Here is a 20,333-nt window from a genome sequence, read left to right on the forward strand (position 1 = left end):
CCGTCTCTTCATCCTGGAGAGACGGCGTTTTCATTGACGCAGCCCCGCCTGCTTCCTATCTCCGGAATGACACTGCCGCCGACCGGAGCGACGATCCTGCATAGATCTGCCCATCGCCGTTTTTTTGCGCGCCTTGCGACGCGCTACCAGACACGGATACAGCATCACAGGCGCCTCGCCTGGTTCGGCTATACGCTTTCGGCGTTGAACGTCGTCGCCATCGCCTTCTTCGTTTTCGATGCGGCACTGGGGCGCACCGCAAAGGACCTGCCCGGCCGCCTCGTCACCATCGCCGGCGATATCACCGATATCGGCAAGCTGACGGCAATCCTGACGGTGACGGTCACGGTGATTGCCGTGGGACTTCTGCTCGGCAGAAGGCTTTCGAACGTCCGCCGGCGCTATCGCATGGCGATCCTGACGCAGATGGCCGTCTATCTCAGCCTGTCGGTCGTCGCGGCCAGCGTGGTGGTCCATATCCTGAAACTGGCGATCGGCAGGGCCCGGCCGCTGCTCTACGACAGCACCGGCATCTTCAGCTTCGATCCGTTCAACGGCGGCTTCCTCCACGAAAGTTTTCCCTCCGGCCATTCGGCACATGTCGGTGCGGTCTTCGTGGCGCTGGCGCTGCTTTTTCCGCGGTTTCGCCTGCTGTTCGTCGGTCTCGGCCTCTGGCTCGGGGCAACACGCATCATCATCGGTGTGCATTATCCGAGCGACGTCATGGCCGGACTGGCGCTCGGTGCCTGGTTTGCCTTTGCCACGGCCGTCGTTTTTGCCCGCTATGGCGTCATCTTCGTGCTGTCGCCGGAGGGCTGGCCCCGTCCGCGCTTCATCGGCATGACGATTTTTCACCGATCCCCCGGCAACGTTAAAAAACTGTAGCAGCGCCGATCTAGAACGGGCGCCGGTCGTTGGGGAACGAACGGGACGATGGACGCCGATGAAAAACCTGATTGCGACGCTTGATCGGCGCATGCGGCGCAACCGCTGCAAATGGCCGTGCCTGCGCTGGCAGACCGCCCTTTTCCTCACTGGCAATCTGGTTCTCATCCTTGCCCTTCTCTACGACAGCCATTTTGGCGAGAATGTCCGGGAGTTGCCAAAAGAAATCCGCTTTTTCGGCCGCAATCTCACCGATCTCGGCAAATCCGGCTGGATCCTGTTCGTCAGTGCCTTCCTGCTGTTCGAGGGACTGGCACTGGCGCGGCTCTTGCGGTCACCGACGGAGCGGGGACGGGCGATGTTCATGAGCGCCATCGGCGCCTATGTGCTGATCAGCGTGGCCGCCTCCGGGCTGCTCGCCAATCTTCTCAAGCGCCTGATCGGCCGGGCCAGGCCGGAGAAATTCGAAGAACTGGGCGCCTTCAGCTTCCATCCCCTGGCCGGCAATGCCGGGTTCGAAAGTTTTCCGTCCGGCCATTCCACCACCATCGGCGCTTTTTTCGTCGCTCTTGCATTGCTCTGTCCGCGCTGGTCGCCGATCTTTCTCGCCGGCGGCCTGTGGCTCGGCATGACCCGCCTGATGGTCGGCGCCCATTATCCGAGCGACATCATTGCGGGACTTGCCTTCGGCGGCTGGTTTTCCTTCTTCATGGCGATCGTCTTTTCACGATACGGCCTGGTCTTCACCGCCGCCGCGAACGGCTGGCCGACGCCGCGCCATACATTCCTGCGGACATAAAAAACCCGGCGCCGTCAAGCGCCGGGGAGGGGCCGGAGGAGATGTCGCCGGCCGTTTCGGATTGAACCCGACGCTCAGTCGGCGTGGATATCGCGGTCCTTGGTTTCCGGCAGGAACAGGATACCGATCACCAGCGTGATGCCGGCGAAGACGATCGGGTACCAGAGTCCGTAGTAGATATCGCCCTGTGCCGCGCTCATGGCGAAGGCCGTGGCCGGCAACAGGCCGCCGAACCAGCCGTTGCCGATGTGATAGGGCAGCGACATGCCGGTGTAGCGGATACGGGTCGGGAAGAGTTCCACCAGTAGGGCGGCAATCGGACCGTAGACCATGGTCACGTAGATGACGAGAACCGTCAGCACTGCGATGACCACGACCCAATTGACCTGCTGCGGATCGGCGACCATGGCGAAGGTGCCGCCCTTGGCGATGGTGTAGACGGCCATCTCGGTGACGCCGTTCGCCTCGTCCGCCGTCAGCAGCTTGTCGGCCACCAGCTTGTCGGCCGGAACCGTGGCCTTTTCGCCGGCGCGAATAGCTTCGGCATTCAGGGCGAGTTCCGGGTTGGCGGCAACAAAGGCATCCAGCTTCGCATCCGGAACCTTGGCGGCGCCGCGCACCAGCGGATAACCGCTGTCATGCAGGGCCATGTTGATCTGCTTTTCGAAAGCGCCGCCCAGCGCCTTTGCCTTGTCGCCGGCGGCGATGGCATCGTAGCTGCTGACGGTTTCGTCGCCGATCTTCACCGTTGCCGGCGTGCCGGCCGGACCTGCAACCACGTCATAAGGAACGGAGTTGCGCGTCAGGAAGGCGGTGGCGATATCGCACGAGGTGGTGAATTTCGCCGTGCCGGTCGGGTTGAACTGGAACTTGCAGTCTGCCGGATCGGCGGTGACGGTGGCGCGGACGGTGGCCTGTGCCTGTGCCAGCGCCGGGTTGCCGGCCCAGGTGAGAGCCTTGAACAGCGGGAAGTAGGTGAGCATGGCGAGCACGAGGCCGGCCATGATGATCGGCTTGCGGCCGATCTTGTCCGACAATGCGCCGAAGACGACGAAAAAACCGGTGCCGATCAAGAGCGAGATCGCCACCATGATGTTGGCCGACTGGCCCTCGACCTTGAGGATGTTCTGCAGGAAGAACAGCGCGTAGAACTGGCCGGAATACCAGACGACGGCCTGGCCGACGACGGCACCGAACAGTGCGAGCAAGGCGATCTTGGCATTGCGCCATTGGCCGAACGCTTCCGTCAGCGGTGCCTTCGAACCCTTGCCTTCTTCCTTCATCTTCTTGAAGGCCGGCGATTCGTTCATCTTCAGGCGGATCCAGACGGAAACGCCGAGCAGGATGCACGACAGCAGGAACGGAATGCGCCAGCCCCAGGCGGCAAAGGCTTCCTTGCCGAGCGCCAGCTGGACGAGAATGATCACCACCAGCGACAGGAAAAGACCGAGCGTCGCCGTGGTCTGGATCCAGGAGGTGAAGAAGCCGCGCCGGCCATGCGGCGCATGTTCGGCCACATAGGTTGCCGCACCGCCATATTCACCGCCGAGTGCCAGGCCCTGCAGCATGCGCAGGACCAGCAGCGCGATCGGCGCTGCGATGCCGATCGAGGCCGAACCCGGCAGGATGCCGACCAGGAAGGTCGAAAGACCCATGATCAGAATGGTGACGAGGAAGGTGTATTTGCGGCCGACGAGGTCGCCGAGGCGACCGAAGACCAGCGCGCCGAAGGGGCGGACCAGGAAGCCGGCGGCGAAAGCCAGAAGCGCGAAGATGTTGCGCGTCGTTTCCGGATACTGGCTGAAGAAGCTCGCGCCGATATAGACAGCCAGTGAACCGTAAAGATAGAAATCATACCATTCGAAAACGGTACCGAGCGACGAGGCGAAGATAACCTTCTTCTCCTCGCCGGTCATGGGCCGGGCCTTGGCGCCCTCCGCAGTCGCGACATTTGCCATTGTCTGTCCTCCACAGAATGCAAAAAATATGGGCGTGCCGGAACCCTTACTCTCCTCCAGGTCGTCCAGACGGACGGGGCACGCTTATGGCAAGAGTGGCAGAAAACCAGGGCAAGGAAGAGAGCGCCTTTGGGATTATGACTTTAGTCTAATGCCGGCATGCAAATTGTCGCAGCCTGCGGCTGGATTTCACGGCGCGCATGGCCCAAAACTGCACCGCAAGCCCTGCACATGAAAGGACGACAATCGATGGTAAGCTTGGTCGGCATCTCCGGCAGCCTGCGCAAAGGCTCCTACAACACCGCACTGCTGCGCGCCGCCGTTTCGCTGATGCCCGAGGGTGCGACGCTCGACGCGCAGACCATCCACGGCATCCCGCTCTATGATGGCGATCTGGAAGCGCAATCAGGTATACCGGCCGCCGTTTCGGCCCTGAAGGACAAGGTGGCCGCCGCCGACGGATTGATCATCGTCACGCCGGAATACAACAACTCCCTGCCCGGCCCCCTGAAGAATGCCATCGACTGGATGACGCGGCCGAGTGCCGACATTGCCCGCGTCTTCGGAGATCGCCCCGTCGCCGTTCTTGGCGCCTCACCCGGCAATTTCGGCACGATCCTGTCGCAGGATGCCTGGTTGCCGGTGCTGCGCACGCTCAAAGCCCGCGCCTGGTTCGGCGGCCGGCTGATGGTGCCGCATGCCGGCGCGGTCTTCGATGCCTCCGGGACACTCGTCGACGACAAGATCCGCGAGCGGCTTGCGGAATTCCTGGCGGGTTTCGTCGCCTTCATCGAGGAAACAAAGTCCGGCGCGTAACGGACCAGTTACAGCCCGCCCGGCAAAGCGTCTTGACTCCGCAAGAAAAAATCGTAATAGCAACAGCGGAAAAGGAAACCGTACATGATCCTGCGCGATGTCATCGCTGAGCGGAATCACCTGGCACAATCTGCCGGGCGGATCTTTCCTGCTCCGGTTTCTTCCAAAACCAAGGCCAAAACGACGACGAAAACCGTCTGACGTCTCTGGCCTGCCGCTCTCTCCCCGGCTCGGCCGGGGATCGGAAACCGCGTTTTCGCGGCTTTCCCCTCACCAGCCCGCGGAGAGAAGAGAAAGAGAGCTTAAACATGGGTTTCAAGGTAGCAGTCGCGGGAGCAACCGGTAATGTCGGCCGGGAAATGCTCAATATCCTCGCCGAACGCGGTTTTCCCGCCGATGAAGTGGTGGCGCTCGCCTCCGCCCGTTCGCAGGGCACGGAAGTCTCCTTCGGCGACAAGACGCTGAAGGTCGCCAACCTGGAGAACTACGATTTCTCCACCACCGACATTTGCTTGATGTCGGCCGGCGGCGACGTGTCGAAGAAGTGGTCGCCGAAGATCGGCGCGCAGGGCTGCGTCGTCATCGACAACTCTTCCGCCTGGCGTTACGACGCCGAAGTGCCGCTGATCGTTCCGGAAGTCAATCCGGATGCGGTTGCGGGCTTCACCAAGAAGAACATCATCGCCAATCCGAATTGCTCCACGGCGCAGCTCGTCGTCGCGCTGAAGCCGCTGCACGACTTCGCCAAGATCAAGCGTGTCGTCGTCTCGACCTACCAGTCGGTCTCCGGCGCCGGCAAGGACGGCATGGACGAACTGTTCAACCAGACGCGCGCCGTCTTCGTTGCCGATCCGATCGAGAACAAGAAGTTCACCAAGCGCATCGCCTTCAACGTCATCCCGCACATCGACGTGTTCATGGAAGACGGCTACACCAAGGAAGAATGGAAGGTGCTGGCCGAAACCAAGAAGATGCTCGATCCGAAGATCAAGGTCACCTGCACGGCCGTGCGCGTTCCCGTTTTCATCGGCCATTCCGAATCGGTCAACATCGAGTTCGAAAACGAGATCACCGCCGACCAGGCCCGCGACATCCTGCGCGATGCGCCGGGTTGCCAGGTCATCGACAAGCGCGAAAACGGCGGCTACGTCACGCCCTACGAATCCGCCGGCGAAGACGCCACGTATATTTCACGAATTCGTGAAGATGCGACCGTCGAGAACGGCCTCAACATCTGGGTCGTTTCCGACAACCTGCGCAAGGGCGCAGCCCTCAACGCAATACAAATCGCCGAATTGCTGGTCAATCGCGGCCTGATCAAGGCCAAGAAGCAGGCGGCCTGATACGCTTTAGAAACCATTATCGAATAAAAGCTTCGCATGTCCCGTTCCGGGACTGCGGAGCTTTTCCTTTACATGCCCCTGGTAATGATCTTCTATTCATCTGGAGTCTGCAGCACGATGTACTGGCATTCTGCTGAGACGGCGATGACGGAAAAAGCCGTTACCGGCATGTTTCAAACACGATCGAAGATCTGAACACGGGGTTTTTCATGCGCGTCAAGAACATGGTCCTGGCGGCACTTGCGGGCGCGGCGGCCTTCGTCGCGGCTCCGATGGCCGCTTCCGCCGCCCAGTGCGGCAACAATGCCGGCGGTTTTCCGGCCTGGGTCGAAGACTTCCAGCGGGAAGCAGCGGGACAGGGTGTCAGTCCGTCCGTGCTCAAGAAGGCTTTTGCCGGCGTAAAATACAGCACCGCCACCATTCGCGCCGATCGTGGCCAGAAGAGCTTCAAGCTCTCCTTCGAGCAGTTCATGCAGAAACGTGGCGGCCAGGCGATCATTTCGCGCGGCCGCAGCATGAAGAAGAGCAATGCTGCTCTCTTCTCGCGCATCGAACAGCGCTACGGCGTGCCGGCCGGCCCGCTTCTGGCGATCTGGGGCATGGAAACCGGTTTCGGCGGCTTCCTCGGCAAGGAACACACGCTGTCGGCCGTCGCCACCCTGGCTTATGACTGCCGCCGTTCGGCTTTCTTTACCGATCAGCTCTATGCTGCGCTGCAGCTCGTCGGCAACGGCTCTCTGAGCCCGAATGCCCGCGGCGCAGCCCACGGCGAAATCGGCCAGACGCAATTCCTGCCGCGCAACGTCGTCCGCTTCGGCGCCGACGGCGACGGCAACGGCCGCATCGATCTCGTCGGCTCCAAGGCGGACGCACTTGCTTCCACCGCCAACTTCCTGCGTGGCCACGGCTGGAGCCGCGGCGGCGGTTATCAGCCGGGCGAAGGCAATTTCGGCGCTCTGCAGGGCTGGAACGCCGCATCGGTCTATCAGCGCGCCATCGCTCATATCGGTGCCCAGATCGACGGCCAGTAGTCGTAAAATCCGCAGCGATCCGACCCCGCCCTTCGGCGGGGTTTTTTTATGCGTCTATCCTTCCGGGATCGATAGCAACGCAGGGATTTGCGTACATCTGCTGCGATAAGGAGTGGGCGGGGAAAGAAAAAACCGGACGCAGGGACCAATTCAAGCCATGCGCTTGCGGGAACGGTCCTGGTTTTCGGGAACGAAGGCATCCGCGACCACCCTGTTGCGACCGGAATGTTTTGCGGCATAAAGCGCCAGATCGGCCCGCTTGATCAGCGGCTCAAGCATGTGCCGGCCTGCCTTGTCTTCCCGCCCGGCGCATCCGAAGCTCGCGCTTATCTTCAGCTTTTCGCCGCTGGGCAAGGCGATCTCCGCCGTTTCGATCGCGATCCGGACCTTTTCGGCAATCTTTACCGTCTCCTCGATGGTGCAATCGGGCAGCAGCGCCAGAAACTCCTCGCCGCCATGGCGCACCAGCAGGTCGAAGTTGCGGAAATGCCGGCGTGCGATGAGCGCGACCTCCCGGAGCACGGCGTCGCCGGCATCATGGCCATATGCGTCGTTGACCTGCTTGAAGTGGTCGAGGTCGAAAAGAACGATCGACACCCAGCGCAAACCGACGGCCTGGCTGAGGAGCGTCACCGCCGCCTGTTCGAAACCGCGGCGGTTGTAGAGGCCCGTCAGCAGATCGGTCTGGGCGGCGCTGCGCAGCTCGCCGATCAGGATTTCGCGTTCGCGGGTCAGCCTGTCGACCAGATTGACGCCGCGGGCCGCCAGGATGATGACGATGGCCACGAGAACGAACAGCGTCATCGAGATGCCGAGGACCAGCATCAGGTGGAAACGGGCGCGGCTGGCGAGATCATCGCCGGACTTGCGGATGTCGGCGATTTCCTCGCCGATTTTCGTGCGCCAGAAATCGAACCGCGCCTTCTGGAGCTTATCCCATTCCCCGACAGTGTCACCGGTCAGGGGCAGGACGTTGGCCAGCACGGCCTGCGCGAAACGCTCGATCTTCTTTCCGGTCTCCGACTGCTCGAAAATCATGATGTCGTGAATGATCGGCGCGTCGGTGTGATAACGCAGCTGGCTGATACCGGCGCGATGCAGGCCTTGCGCCGTCGCCAGCGCATCGCGGTCGGCGACATCCAGGCCGTTTTCGGTCAGGCTGCGACGAACGAGGAAATTGGTGACCAGCCCGCCCTGGTGAGCGGTCAGGATGTTGAAAAATTCGACCGATTTGTGCAGCAGCGTCCTGTCGGTCACCCTTGTTCCGAGAAAATCCACCACTTCGAGCTGAATGAGGGCAGCAGGCCGGTAGGCGGCGATGATCTGCTTGATCGTCGCTTCGCCGGAATCGACCGCCAGGCGAAAGTCGCGGATGCTCTTGTAACTGACGTTCCAGCTCTCCAGCAGCTGCTCGAGCCTGTCATCGACAATCACCGCATCGGAAACCGCAAAATAGAAATCCTGACGCGCCTGATCCATCGCGCTGCGGGCTTCGTGCATCGCCGAGGTATTGTGCGGGCTGCCATCGGCCAGATAGGCGATCGTGGCGCGCGCTTCCTGCGGCAGAACCGACGCGGCGATGGAGCCGGCTTGCGACAGCAGGTCGGCATAATGCTTATCTTCGTCGAGCGCCAGATATTCCAGGTAAGAGGTGCGCACGACCGCGATCGAACCGAGCAGCATGAACAGCGACGGCAAAAAGATTGCCGCCATAACCACGTTCTTGATGGTCGTCAGGTTCATGAACGGTTTCCGTCGATAAAGATAATCCCATGGAAGACCGGCACGCGCGATGCCGCACTCGACACGAAATACTTCCGACTACGAAAACTAGCCTCGCGCCGTTAAGAACATCTGAACGGATAGGTACGTCCTGCACTAGGCGTTCGGCGCGGCCTCTTCAGGCTGGGCAGGTTCGCCAGGTTCCGCACCCTCTGCAGGGTCGGGACGGCGGAAATCGCCGGTCTTGCCGTCCATGATCCACAATTCACCATTGGAGATGTCGAACCATGCCCCATGCACCTGCAGCTTGCCGCGTTCTTCCAGAATGCGTACGCAGGGGAAGGTGCGGAGATTCCTGATCGAATTGCGGATGGAGACGCGCTCCAGCGCCGTTTGCCGCTCGGTGGCGGTCATCACGTCGTTGCTCTGGATCTGCTCGGCAGCCGGCTTCAGCAGGCTCATCCAGCGGCCGATGAAATCACCCGGTGACAGAGGCTCCATGGCAGGATCAAGCGCCGCCTGGATGCCACCGCAGCGGCCATGGCCCATAACGACGATATCCTTCACCCGCAGCGACTGCACCGCATATTCCAGCGCCGCCGAAGTCGCGTGAAAATGACCGTCCGGCTCATAGGGCGGAACCATATTGGCGACGTTGCGCATCACGAAGAGTTCGCCGGGCCCGCTGTCGAAGATGATCTCCGGCGCGGCGCGCGAGTCACAACAGGCAATGACGAGAACCTGTGGTTTCTGGCCGTTTTCCGCCAGGACGCGATAACGCTCGCGTTCGTCCACATAACGACCGCCCATGAAATTTCTGTAGCCGTTCAGCAGCGGCGAAGGAAAACGATGCATGATTCCGGGGATCCTTCTTTCACGTCAAAAAAATTTGTCGCAGCAACTGTCTAGCGCTTGCGCTGCTGGGCCGGATGAACGAGGCGACGCATCTGCACCATCGCCATCGGCGTCGACAGGCTGGCCAGGTCGCTCTCCAGTGTCAGTTCGTCTCCGCCGCGCTTGGCGGTGCGCGCCAGGATCTCGTAAACCGAGGCCGTCGCAAGCTGCAGAGCCTTTTCTTCGTCGACACCGTCGAGCAACCGCGCCAGGAAGACGGCAGACAGCAGGTCGCCGAGCCCGTTCGGCGGATTGTCGATCAGCCGGTGCTCGGCGAGCAGCGCATGGCGGCCGGACAGATAAAGATTTCCTGTGCCACCGGCCATCATCGGCGCGGCCGAGGTCACCAGCATGCGCGGCGGCCCGAGCGACAGGGCCGCATCCATGATTGCCGTATTGTCTTCAAGCGCCGATCCCACCATCCAGGCAAGCTCGTAGCGGTTCGGCGTCGCCAGCGAGGCAATCGGGATCAAGTGATCGCGAACGGCCGTCGCCGTCGCCTCGGCAATATAGAGGCCGCCGAGATCGCCCATCACCGGATCGCAGACATACATCAGATCCGGCTTCTTTTCCTTGAGCGCCGTCACCAGCCGCGCCACCGCATGCGCCTGGGCAGGATTGGCGAAATAACCCGACAGCACCGCCGAGACCTCATCGATCCAGGGCGCCCGGATGAGATCGTCGATCGCCTTGTCGAAATCGCCTTCCGGAAAAGTCAGCCGTGTTGCCGGGCCACGGCCGGGATGCCAGGGCAAAACGATCGTCGGCATCGCCCACACCGGAAAGCCGAGAGCTTCCAGCCCCAGGACGGCAGCACGATTTCCAACCGAACCGCGGATCACATGGCTGGAGATGACAATGACCGCGCCGCGTTTATCTTCGCTCATGGGACCTCTTCCGATCTGCACCAGCAGCGTTGTTCATCCCTTTCGGCCGTCGATGTCAACCGCATTCACAAAATGATGAACTTCTTCTCCTATCTACAGGAAGAGGCCGGAAAATCAAAAAATTGCGTGATCGCGGCTGCCCTTGCCGTTCTCAAGGTCACAAAATTTAAAAAATCGGTGCTTCCATCATCATTTGACAATCATTTCTTCGCAATTTGACTAAACTTCGCCGAACCGCATGGGGGAAAGACGTCGATGGGCAGCAAAAACACGCCGAAACGCGAAAAACAGATCGAAAGCGCGCGCAAGATCGCCGCAGCGACGGGGGAGGCTTTTATCGAGCCGGCGCTGCTCTTCGGACGTGCCAGCAATGACGACCTGGAGCTTTATTCGCCCGAGATGCTGGCCCGCTCCGCGGTGCATGCGGCCTACGAACTGGGCGGCTGGGACGGCAAGACCGCCCGCGTCCAGGTCGGCACGCTCGACGGCGTCGATCCGCTCGGCGTTGCCGTCTCGGTGCTGACCGTGACGGATCGCAATATGCCTTTCCTCTACGACTCGGTCATGGGTGAGGTCACTTCTTCTTACCGCGACATCTATCTTGCCGTTCATCCGATCCTGCTGCGCCAGGCCGATGGAGAAGTCACGCTTTATACCGCCGATCGCCCCGGCACCCCGGAAAGCCGGGTCAGCCATATTCAGCTGCATCTCGCGCCGCTGACGGCAGAGCAGGCGGCCGATCTGGTCGCCCGCCTGACGCACCTGCTCAACCAGGTGCATGTTGCCGTTGATGGCTGGCAGCCGATGCTGTCGCGTCTGGATACGGTGATGGGCGAACTCGCCGCATTTGGCGGCACCCGCCGCAAGGCCGACCGCGACGAAGCCTATGCTTTCCTCGACTGGCTGCGGCAGGACAATTTCACCTTCCTCGGCATGCGCGACTACCTCTATTCCGGCAAGGGCGAAGACGCGACGATCGAGCGTGACAAGGGCACCGGCCTCGGCATCCTCTCCGATCCCGATGTCCGCGTGCTGCGCCAGGGCAAGGACGCGGTGATGACAACACCGGAAATCCTCGCCTTCCTGCAGGGGCCGGATTTCCTGATCGTCACCAAGGCCAACGTCAAGTCCGTCGTCCACCGCCGCGCCTACATGGATTACATCGGCGTCAAGCGTTTCGACGAGGAAGGCAATGTCGTCGGCGAGCTGCGCATCGTCGGCCTCTTCACCTCGACCGCCTATACACATGCCGCCGCGCAGATCCCGCTCCTGCGTTCCAAGGTCGAGAAGGTCATCGACCATTTCGGCTTCGATCCGAAGAGCCATTCCGGCAAGACGTTGCAGAACACGCTGGAATCCTATCCGCGCGACGATCTTTTCCAGATCGACACCAGCCTGCTTGCGCGGTTCTGCGAACAGATCAACGAACTGTCCGAGCGTCCGCGCGTGCGCGTGCTGCCGCGTATCGATCATTTCGACCGCTTCGTTTCGGTGATCGTCTACGTGCCGCGCGAGGAATACAATTCCGTCGTTCGCGAAAAGGTCGGCGATTATCTCAAGACCGTCTATGACGGCCGGGTTTCCGCCTATTATCCCGCTTTCCCCGAGGGCGGCGTCGCCCGGGTGCATTTCATCATCGGCCGCTCCGCCGGCACCACGCCGCGGGTGCCGCAGGCCAAGCTGGAAGAAACGATCCGCCGTATCGCCTCGCGCTGGGACGAGCGTTTTGCCGCGCTCGCCGGACCGAAGGCGCCGGCCATCGATGTCGGCCAGGCCTATCAGGAAGCCTTTACGCCTGAAGATACGGTTGCCGACCTCGCCAACATCACCGCCTGCGCCGAAGGGGCTGCGATCCGCATCGGTTTCCACAACCGTGATACCGACGGCGTAAAGACCCTGTCGCTTCGCATCTTCCACGGGCACCAGAATCTCGCTTTGTCGCGCCGTGTGCCGCTGCTGGAAAACCTGGGTTTCAACGTCATCAGCGAGCGCACCTTCGACATCCATGTCAGCGGCAAGGGTGGCGAGGAGGCGCTGGTGGTGCTGCATGACATGACCCTTGAGCCGGCAAACGGCCGCCCGGTCGATCTCGCCAGACATGGCAAGGTTCTGGAGGACGCCTTCGTCGCCGCTTTCGAGGGCCGCATCGACAATGACGGCTTCAACCGCCTCATCCTGTCGGCAGACCTGACCGGCCGTGAAGTGACGGTGCTGCGCGCCTATGCCCGCTATCTGCGGCAGACGGGCATTGCCTATTCGCAGGATTACATCGCCGAAACGCTCGGCAAATATCCGGCGATCGCCACGCTGATCTTCCAGCTGTTCCGCGACATGCTCGTCCCTGATGTCGCCGAGAAGGCCCGCATCAAGAAACTCACCGACCTGCACCAGAAGATCGAAACGGCGCTGGCCACGGTGCCGAGCCTCGACGACGACCGCATCCTGCGCCGCTTCGTCAACGCCATCGATTCGACGCTCAGGACCAATTATTTCCAGCGCAACGCCGACGGTTCGCCGAAGGCGATGCTGGCCTTCAAGCTCGATCCGAAATTGCTGGACGGCCTGCCGGAACCGCGGCCGTTCCGCGAAATCTTCGTCTACGGCGTCGAAGTCGAAGGCGTGCACCTGCGTTTCGGCAAGGTGGCGCGTGGCGGCCTGCGCTGGTCGGACCGTGCCCAGGACTACCGCACCGAAGTGCTCGGCCTCGTCAAGGCACAGCAGGTGAAGAACGCCGTCATCGTGCCGGTCGGCGCCAAGGGCGGCTTCTTCCCGAAACAGCTGCCGGTCGGCGGCAGCCGCGACGCGATCTTCGCCGCCGGCACCGAGGCCTACAAGACTTACATCCGCACCCTGCTGTCGATCACCGACAACATCGTCGGCGCGGACATCGTGCCGCCGGCCGATACGCTGCGGCTTGACGGCGACGATCCATACTTCGTCGTCGCCGCCGACAAGGGCACGGCAACCTTCTCCGACACCGCCAACGGACTTGCCCAGGAAGCCGGCTTCTGGCTCGACGACGCCTTCGCCTCCGGCGGTTCGGCCGGCTACGACCACAAGAAGATGGGCATCACCGCCCGCGGCGCCTGGGAAACCGTCAAGCGCCACTTCCGCGAATTCGACATCGACATCCAGACGACGCCGTTTACCGTCGCCGGCGTCGGCGACATGTCGGGCGACGTCTTCGGCAACGGCATGCTGCTGTCGGAAAAAATCCGGCTGATCGCCGCCTTCGACCATCGCGACATCTTCATCGATCCCGCTCCGGACATGGCCACCACCTTTGCCGAGCGCAAGCGGCTGTTTGGCCTGGCGCGATCGAGCTGGCAGGATTTCGACCGCTCGCGCCTTTCGCCCGGCGGTATGATCATTTCACGCTCGGAAAAATCCGTCACCCTGACGCCGCAGGCCGCCGCTGCCATCGGTCTCGACAAGACGGTGGCGACGCCCTTCGAAATCATGACGACGATTCTCAAGGCCCAGGTCGATCTCCTGTGGTTCGGCGGCATCGGCACCTACATCAAGGCGCTGAATGAAACCGACACCGATGTCGGCGACCGCGCCAACGACCCGATCCGCGTCACCGCCGACGAAGTGCGTGCCCGCGTCATCGGCGAAGGCGCGAATCTCGGCGTGACGCAGCGCGGCCGTATCGCCTATTCGCTGAAGGGTGGCCGCAGCAACTCGGATGCCATCGATAACTCCGCCGGCGTCAATTCGTCCGACGTCGAGGTCAATATCAAGATCGCTCTGTCGACCCCGATGCAGGACGGCCGTCTGCCGCGGCCGAAACGCAACCAGCTGCTCTCCTCTATGACCGATGAAGTTGCCGCCCTGGTGCTGCGCAACAACTACCTGCAGTCCCTGGCGATCTCGATGACGGAGCGCAAAGGGCAAGGCAACGCCGAAGAGTTGAGCCGGCTCATGAATGTGCTGGAAGCGGCTGGCCAGCTGAACCGCAAGGTGGAAGTCCTGCCGGACAATGCTGCGCTCGCCGAACGTTACGCCGCCGGAAAGCCGTTGACGCGGCCGGAAATCGGCGTGCTTCTTTCCTACGCCAAGATCGTACTCTTCGACGCGCTGATCTCCGGCGACCTGCCTGATGACGCGGCGTTCCAGAGCGTGCTGATGCAATATTTCCCCGGCAAGATGCAGAAGGCCTATGCCGGCGATATCGCCGCCCACCGCCTGCGCCGCGAAATCATCGCCACCGTGCTTGCCAACGAGGTCATCAACCGCGGTGGCCCCGGTTTTGTCGTGCAGATGAGCGATGCGACGGGTGCGACCTCTTCCGAAGTCGTCAAGGCGGCATCGCTTGCCCGCGACGGTTTTGGCCTGACCCGCCTCTGGGCCGAAACCGACGCGCTCGACGGCAAGATCGGCGGTCAGGCGCAAAACCGCCTTTATGCCGATATCGGCAGTTTTTACGCCGGCATTACCCGGCTGATCCTCAAGACCGGCCTGGAAAAAGGCACGGTGGAGGAAGCCGGCGCCCGGCTGCTGGCAGGCGTCAAGGGCCTGAAGTCGAGCATCCAGTCCGTCATGCCGGCGGACATGGCGAAAGAGATCGAGGAACGGCAAGCGGAATACGTGGCGTCCGGCGTACCGGAAGCGCTGGCCAGGGATGTCGCCGGCCTGCTCGGCCTTGTTCTGACGCCGGAGATCATGCAGATCGCCGCCCGCACCGGCCACAATCTCGTGCGTGCCGCCGAATGCTATTTTGCGGTGTCGCAGACCTTCCGCATCGGCCGGCTGCTCGCCGGCGGCCAGCGCATCATGCCGGCCGATCACTACGAAAACCTGGCGCTGGCCCGCAGCCTCGACCAGATCTCGGCGGCACGGCGCGACATCGTTACGACAGCGCTGACGCGCCATCCCAAGGAGAAACAGCCGGTCCAGGCCTGGCAGGCGGAAGACCGCATCCGCATCAACCGCCTCGGCGAACAGCTGGTGCTGCTCGGCGACAGCGGCGATGCCAGCCTTGCCAAGCTGACCGTCGCCGCCGGCCTGCTCGGCGACCTGGCCCGGGGTCCGACCGAATGACCACATACTCTCCGACGGCAGGGAGAAGGTCAGCGTGACAGCCTTGGCAACGGAAACGGTGCCAAGGGTTCCGGCGCGGGGCATCTGGGGCTGGATGCTCTTCGACTGGGCCGCCCAGCCGTTTTTCACCGTGGTGACGACCTTTATCTTCGGGCCTTATTTTGTCGCCCGGCTGACGGAAGATCCGGTGGCCGCGCAGGCCGCCTGGAGCAACATGGCGACGGTTTCGGCGATCATCATCGCCATCCTGTCGCCGATCCTCGGCTCGATTGCCGACCAGTCCGGTGCCCGGAAACCGTGGATCGCCTTTTTCGCGGCGATCAAGATCGTCTGCCTTTCCATGCTGTGGTTCGCCGAACCGGGCTCACCGGTCATCTATCCGATCATCTTCATGGTGCTGGCATCGATCTCGGCGGAGTTTTCGATCGTCTTCAACGATTCGATGATGACGCGGCTGGTCGACAAGCAGGATGTCGGGCGAGTTTCCAACATCGCCTGGGGCCTCGGTTACCTCGGCGGCATGATCGTGCTGATCACCGTCGTGGCATTCCTGGCCGCCAATCCCGACAGCGGCAAGACGCTGCTCGGTCTCGACCCTCTGTTCGGCCTCGATGCAAAAACCGGGGAAGATGCGCGGATCACCGGGCCGATTTCCGCCGTCTGGTATCTGATCTTCATCCTGCCGATGTTCCTGTTCACCCCGGATGCACCGCGCGGGCTGCCGTTTGCCGCCGCCGTCCGCACCGGGTTGCGCGAGCTTGGCACGACGCTCGGCGAACTCAAGCACCGCACCGGCATCCTGCGGTTTCTCGTGGCGCGCATGCTTTATCAGGACGGCGTCAATGGCCTGCTGATCCTGGGCGGCACCTTCGCCGCCGCGATGTTCGGCTGGGCGACGATCGAAATCGGCGTTTTCGGCATCATCCTCAATGTCGTCGCCATCTTCGGCTGCTGGGTGGCCGGCAGCATCGACCGGCATCTCGGCTCCAAGATCACGGTGCTGATCAGCCTCGTGCTCTTGCTCGCTGCCACCGTCGGCATGGTCTCGACGGGGCAGGGGTTCACGCTGTTCGGCCTCGTGCAACTCCCCACGACCGATAGCGGCGGCCTGTTCGGCACTGCGGCAGAAAAGATCTACCTGCTCTACGGATTGCTGGTCGGCCTGTCATTCGGTCCGGTCCAGGCGTCGTCGCGTTCCTATCTGGCGCGTAGCGTCAGCCCTTCGGAAGCCGGACGTTATTTCGGCATCTATGCGCTGTCGGGCCGCGCCACCAGCTTCATGGCAACGCTGAGCTTCTCGCTCGTCACCTATTGGAGCGGCTCGGCCCGCTTCGGCATGGCGACGCTGGTTGTCTTCCTGCTCGCAGGCCTGATCCTGCTGGTCGTGACACCCTATCCAGCCGAAAGAACGGAAGAGCCGGCTGGGGCATGACCCCGCCGGCCCGATCCTCTTCTTTACGCCATGCCGGAAACAAGACCGGAACGGCGCAAAAACATCAATGGCGGAAATGCCGCATGCCGGTGAAGACCATGGCGATGCCATGGGCATCGGCTGCCGCAATCACCTCTTCGTCGCGCATCGAGCCGCCCGGCTGGATGACGGCAGTCGCACCAGCAGCAATCGCTTCCAGCAGACCGTCGGCGAAGGGCAGGAAGGCTTCGGAGGCCACGGCCGAACCGCGGGTCATCGGTCCGTCCCAGCCGGCAGCCTTGGCCGCATCTTCCGCCTTCAGCGCCGCGATGCGCACCGAATCCACCCGGCTCATCTGGCCGGCGCCAATACCGGCCGTCTGGCCGTTCTTGGCATAGACCACGGCATTCGACTTGACGTGTTTGGCAACGGTGAAGGCGAACTTCATGTCTTCCAGTTCCTGCGCCGTCGGCGCCCGCTTCGTCACCACACGCAGGTCGAGGTCTTCCACCATGCCGTTGTCGCGGGTCTGCACCAGCAGGCCGCCGGAGACGGTGCGCGCCGAGAGGCCACGCGAACGCGGGTCGGGCAGGCCACCCGTCACCAGGAGGCGCAGGTTGGGCTTGCGGGCAACGATCGCCTTCGCTTCCTCGCTGGCATCAGGCGCAATGATCACTTCGGTGAACAGCTTGATGATGTCTTCCGCGGCGGCGGCATCGAGCGTCTGGTTGAGCGCGATGATACCGCCAAAAGCCGAAACGCTGTCGCAGGACAAAGCCCGACGATAGGCGTCGAGCAGGCTGGTGCCTGTCGCCACGCCGCAAGGATTGGCGTGCTTGATGATGGCGCAGGCCGGCGCCTTGTCCGTCGGGAACTCCGATACCAGCTCGAAAGCGGCGTCCGTGTCGTTGATATTGTTGTAGGAAAGCTGCTTACCCTGCAGCAGCACGGCCGTCGCCACGCCGGCACGCTTTTCCCCGGTGACGTAGAAACCGGCGCTCTGATGCGGGTTTTCGCCGTAACGCATCTTTTCCTTCAGCACGCCGCCGATAACGCGGTGACGCGGCATCTCGATATCGAGCGCTTCGGCAAACCAGTTGGAAATCGCCGCATCGTAGGCGGCGGTGCGGGCAAAAGCCTTGGCGGCCAGCGTCTGGCGGAAGGCATAGGACGTCTGGCCGTCGTCGGAGCGCAGCGCCTGCATGGCGGCGGGATAATCGGCCGGATCGGTCAGGATCGTTACATAGGCATGGTTCTTCGCCGAAGCGCGGATCATCGCCGGGCCGCCGATGTCGATGTTTTCCACCGTCGTCGGATAATCGCCGCCGGCGGCGCGCACGTCCTCGAACGGATAGAGGTTGATAACGACGAGATCGATGGATTCGATGCCGTGTTCCTTCATTGCCGCGACATGCTCGGCATCGTCACGGATAGCCAGAAGGCCGCCATGGACACGCGGATGCAGCGTCTTGACGCGGCCGTCCATGATTTCCGGGAAACCGGTGAGTTCGGACACATCCGTCACCGGCAAGCCCTCGGCGGCAATCGCCTTGTGCGTACCCCCGGTCGACAGCAGACGCACACCGTGCGCGATCAGGGTTTGCGCCAGTTCGACGATGCCGGTCTTGTCGGAGACGGACAAAAGCGCCGTGCGGATCTTGACCTTGTCAGGGGCGGGGATTTTTTTGGAAACGACAGCCATGAACGTGCTCCGGATAGCCTGCAGCGGAAATTGCGATCGAGGGTCGCCTATCACAGCTTGGCGCCGGAGGGAACGAAACTATTTCTGCCGCGCCAGTTCCCAGCGGATTTCCGCCAGGGCGGCGGCGGAAAAGGCGATTTCCAGCTGTTCGGATTGGCGCACGCCGGAGGAATCGGCAAAAAACACGTCCTCGGCAATCTCGATGACCTGTCCTGGCACCGAAAAGAGCCAGGTCTCCCCATCCGGAGCGCTCAGCAGAATGCTGTCTTCGCTCTTCGGAACGATGTCGATGGCAGGATGGATGTGAAACCGCAGGACGACATCGCGGGCATCGTTACCACCTGCGCTGCGGCCCGGCATGGGCAGGAAGCGATCGAAACCCACCAGCCGGGTGCCGTTGGACGCCAGCCGGAACTCGCGTTCATGCAGCACGCCGAATGGAACGGCATAACCATTATGCGATGCCACGAGGCAATCGCTGCCGTCGGCCGCATCGATCCGCGACACCTCTACCGCCGAGACGCCGGCAACCATCACCGGCCCCAAAAATTCCGACTGCGACAGGCGTGACGACGAGGTGTCATTGAGGACCGCTGTCGAATGTGCCGCGGTCGACCGCGACATCTGGCGATAGGCGTCGGCGGCAAATTTCGGCGCGCCGCAATTGGTGATGAAGCGGTGCCGCCCCGACGACATCTCGAAGGACAGGCACCCGGCATGCGCCAGATGCGACAGATCCACCGACTGCGGACAGCCGGTATCGACGATCACCACCGTATTGCCGGCGGAAAGGCGATGATAATCGAGATCCGGCAGCGAGCGGAACGGTTGGCCGGATGTCTCGTCATAGCGCAGCACCGACATCAGCTCGTTGGCGAGCGTCGATGTCGCACCGTTGAACAAGGCGAGGTCGCCACCCTGGTGGCGGAAGAAACGCAGGGCCGGATACATGCGGTCGATGCCGGATATCAGCTTGGCAGGGACGTCATGGCCGAGATTGACATAGGTCTGGCGCAGCGGCAGCAGGTCGAGCAGCAGGTCCAGCGCCGTCCGCGGATTGCGGGAAACGTGACCACCATCCGGCAGGATCTGGCGCTCGATTTCCCGGTCGAGTTCCTGCCCGGCCCGGCGCAGCGCCGAGGCGCGCACCGGCATGGCGACCGAAGCCATGGCAAGCGCAATGCGGGCGCGGAACCGCGCCTCGGCATTCGGGCTGTGGCGCGCCATGCGCCTGAGATAACGGATCTGCACCGCCAGGCTTTTCATGAAGCGCCGGTAGAAACCGCTTTCCACGCCTTGAAGCACAACGGGCGAATGGGACAGCCAGGAAATGACGCGTTGCGCCGTAACGTCGAGATCCCAGGCAACGCCGCCGGCGCGGCGGCCATGCATATGGATCCACTGGTCGACGATGGCCCGGGCATTGGAACAGGCATTGTCCGTCTTGTCGGCGCGGATATGGCGCAGCCACGTGAAGCCGTGAAGTCGGCTTGCAAAAGCCCGCGAGGGCATATCCATGGCGAACGGCGATTCGCCGTTGGTCGTCAAAACGCGACCGGCGAGGGGGAAACGTCCTTCCAGGATTTCTTCGGCGACAAAAGGATCGATGATCCTGAGATCGGTGGGAGCAACGATCAGCCGTTCCGGAACCTGCACGGAAGACCGTGTCAGCCGGAAGCGCATCAGCGCAAACCGGCGCCTTGTCCGTCGCCACGTTTCACGCACATACAGGTAGAAGAGGTGCCGACGGCTCGCAAGCTTCATGTGAGGTTGTTTACTCCGCCGACCCATGGATAAAGCGTTGGACAAGTTGCGTCAATTCGGCACACGCGCCGTGCCGGC

14 protein-coding genes are annotated in these 20,333 nt (G+C 62.4%); 8 read left to right on the forward strand and 6 right to left on the reverse strand.

The window, feature by feature from the left end:
- The first annotated feature begins 33 nt into the window (after positions 1-33).
- On the forward strand, positions 34-885 hold the full coding sequence (locus tag ACSQ3I_RS09370) for a phosphatase PAP2 family protein (RefSeq protein ID WP_435998158.1): 852 nt from the start codon (positions 34-36) through the stop codon (positions 883-885).
- A gap of 58 nt (positions 886-943) precedes the next feature.
- Entirely contained in the window at positions 944-1,684 is a 741-nt protein-coding gene (gene lpxE, locus ACSQ3I_RS09375) for a lipid A 1-phosphatase LpxE (RefSeq protein WP_435998160.1), read from the forward strand.
- 74 nt (positions 1,685-1,758) lie between these two features.
- Here lpxE and ACSQ3I_RS09380 read toward each other — a convergent pair whose 3' ends face one another.
- The gene (locus ACSQ3I_RS09380) at positions 1,759-3,642 is read right to left on the reverse strand and encodes an MFS transporter (RefSeq protein ID WP_435998162.1); all 1,884 of its coding nucleotides are present in this window, start codon (positions 3,640-3,642) and stop codon (positions 1,759-1,761) included.
- A 249-nt stretch (positions 3,643-3,891) separates the two neighbouring features.
- Here ACSQ3I_RS09380 and ACSQ3I_RS09385 point away from each other — a divergent pair, with 249 nt between their 5' ends.
- From ACSQ3I_RS09385 to ACSQ3I_RS09395, 3 genes are all read left to right on the forward strand, one after another.
- Positions 3,892-4,458, forward strand: a complete 567-nt coding sequence (locus tag ACSQ3I_RS09385; RefSeq protein WP_435998164.1) for an NADPH-dependent FMN reductase — start codon at positions 3,892-3,894, stop codon at positions 4,456-4,458.
- A 308-nt stretch (positions 4,459-4,766) separates the two neighbouring features.
- A complete protein-coding gene (locus ACSQ3I_RS09390) occupies positions 4,767-5,801 on the forward strand; it encodes an aspartate-semialdehyde dehydrogenase (protein ID WP_435998166.1) in 1,035 nt (344 codons plus the stop codon).
- A 209-nt stretch (positions 5,802-6,010) separates the two neighbouring features.
- On the forward strand, positions 6,011-6,832 hold the full coding sequence (locus ACSQ3I_RS09395) for a lytic murein transglycosylase (RefSeq protein WP_435998168.1): 822 nt from the start codon (positions 6,011-6,013) through the stop codon (positions 6,830-6,832).
- Between the two features lie 150 nt (positions 6,833-6,982).
- On the opposite strand, the gene ACSQ3I_RS09400 is transcribed toward ACSQ3I_RS09395, so the two are convergent.
- From ACSQ3I_RS09400 to pdxY, 3 genes are all read right to left on the reverse strand, one after another.
- Entirely contained in the window at positions 6,983-8,575 is a 1,593-nt protein-coding gene (locus ACSQ3I_RS09400) for a diguanylate cyclase (protein ID WP_435998170.1), read from the reverse strand.
- A 135-nt stretch (positions 8,576-8,710) separates the two neighbouring features.
- Complete coding sequence (locus ACSQ3I_RS09405; protein ID WP_435998172.1) at positions 8,711-9,409, reverse strand: carbonic anhydrase; 699 nt, start codon at positions 9,407-9,409, stop codon at positions 8,711-8,713.
- A 50-nt stretch (positions 9,410-9,459) separates the two neighbouring features.
- Complete coding sequence (gene pdxY, locus ACSQ3I_RS09410) at positions 9,460-10,335, reverse strand: pyridoxal kinase PdxY (RefSeq protein WP_435998174.1); 876 nt, start codon at positions 10,333-10,335, stop codon at positions 9,460-9,462.
- On the opposite strand from pdxY, the gene ACSQ3I_RS09415 reads away from it, so the two are divergent.
- The 3 genes from ACSQ3I_RS09415 to ACSQ3I_RS09425 are packed head-to-tail and all read left to right on the forward strand — an operon-like array spanning position 10,291 to position 16,810.
- Positions 10,291-10,554, forward strand: a complete 264-nt coding sequence (locus ACSQ3I_RS09415) for a hypothetical protein (protein WP_435998176.1) — start codon at positions 10,291-10,293, stop codon at positions 10,552-10,554. The two genes, pdxY and ACSQ3I_RS09415, sit on opposite strands and share 45 nt — an antisense overlap.
- Positions 10,555-10,590: 36 nt before the next feature.
- The gene (locus ACSQ3I_RS09420) at positions 10,591-15,378 is read left to right on the forward strand and encodes an NAD-glutamate dehydrogenase (protein ID WP_435998178.1); all 4,788 of its coding nucleotides are present in this window, start codon (positions 10,591-10,593) and stop codon (positions 15,376-15,378) included.
- 34 nt (positions 15,379-15,412) lie between these two features.
- On the forward strand, positions 15,413-16,810 hold the full coding sequence (locus tag ACSQ3I_RS09425) for an MFS transporter (RefSeq protein WP_435998180.1): 1,398 nt from the start codon (positions 15,413-15,415) through the stop codon (positions 16,808-16,810).
- Between the two features lie 64 nt (positions 16,811-16,874).
- Here the strand turns inward: ACSQ3I_RS09425 and purH are convergent, their stop codons facing one another.
- Both purH and ACSQ3I_RS09435 read right to left on the reverse strand, forming a co-directional pair.
- Positions 16,875-18,491: a bifunctional phosphoribosylaminoimidazolecarboxamide formyltransferase/IMP cyclohydrolase gene (gene purH, locus ACSQ3I_RS09430; RefSeq protein WP_435998181.1), complete on the reverse strand. Its 1,617-nt coding sequence runs from the start codon at positions 18,489-18,491 to the stop codon at positions 16,875-16,877.
- A 78-nt stretch (positions 18,492-18,569) separates the two neighbouring features.
- A complete protein-coding gene (locus tag ACSQ3I_RS09435; protein ID WP_435998183.1) occupies positions 18,570-20,255 on the reverse strand; it encodes a heparinase II/III family protein in 1,686 nt (561 codons plus the stop codon).
- Positions 20,256-20,333 lie beyond the last annotated feature (78 nt).

The organism is Rhizobium sp. LjRoot30, from assembly GCF_964253915.1.
Classification (GTDB): domain Bacteria; phylum Pseudomonadota; class Alphaproteobacteria; order Rhizobiales; family Rhizobiaceae; genus Metarhizobium.

Coding starts and splice junctions, on each gene's coding strand:
- lpxE (WP_435998160.1), top strand. CDS start 944: ATGAAAAACCTGATTGCGACGCTTGATCGGCGCATGCGGCGCAACCGC.
- ACSQ3I_RS09380 (WP_435998162.1), bottom strand. CDS start 3,642: ATGGCAAATGTCGCGACTGCGGAGGGCGCCAAGGCCCGGCCCATGACC.
- ACSQ3I_RS09385 (WP_435998164.1), top strand. CDS start 3,892: ATGGTAAGCTTGGTCGGCATCTCCGGCAGCCTGCGCAAAGGCTCCTAC.
- ACSQ3I_RS09390 (WP_435998166.1), top strand. CDS start 4,767: ATGGGTTTCAAGGTAGCAGTCGCGGGAGCAACCGGTAATGTCGGCCGG.
- ACSQ3I_RS09395 (WP_435998168.1), top strand. CDS start 6,011: ATGCGCGTCAAGAACATGGTCCTGGCGGCACTTGCGGGCGCGGCGGCC.
- ACSQ3I_RS09400 (WP_435998170.1), bottom strand. CDS start 8,575: ATGAACCTGACGACCATCAAGAACGTGGTTATGGCGGCAATCTTTTTG.
- ACSQ3I_RS09405 (WP_435998172.1), bottom strand. CDS start 9,409: ATGCATCGTTTTCCTTCGCCGCTGCTGAACGGCTACAGAAATTTCATG.
- ACSQ3I_RS09415 (WP_435998176.1), top strand. CDS start 10,291: ATGGCTGGAGATGACAATGACCGCGCCGCGTTTATCTTCGCTCATGGG.
- pdxY (WP_435998174.1), bottom strand. CDS start 10,335: ATGAGCGAAGATAAACGCGGCGCGGTCATTGTCATCTCCAGCCATGTG.
- ACSQ3I_RS09420 (WP_435998178.1), top strand. CDS start 10,591: ATGGGCAGCAAAAACACGCCGAAACGCGAAAAACAGATCGAAAGCGCG.
- purH (WP_435998181.1), bottom strand. CDS start 18,491: ATGGCTGTCGTTTCCAAAAAAATCCCCGCCCCTGACAAGGTCAAGATC.
- ACSQ3I_RS09435 (WP_435998183.1), bottom strand. CDS start 20,255: ATGAAGCTTGCGAGCCGTCGGCACCTCTTCTACCTGTATGTGCGTGAA.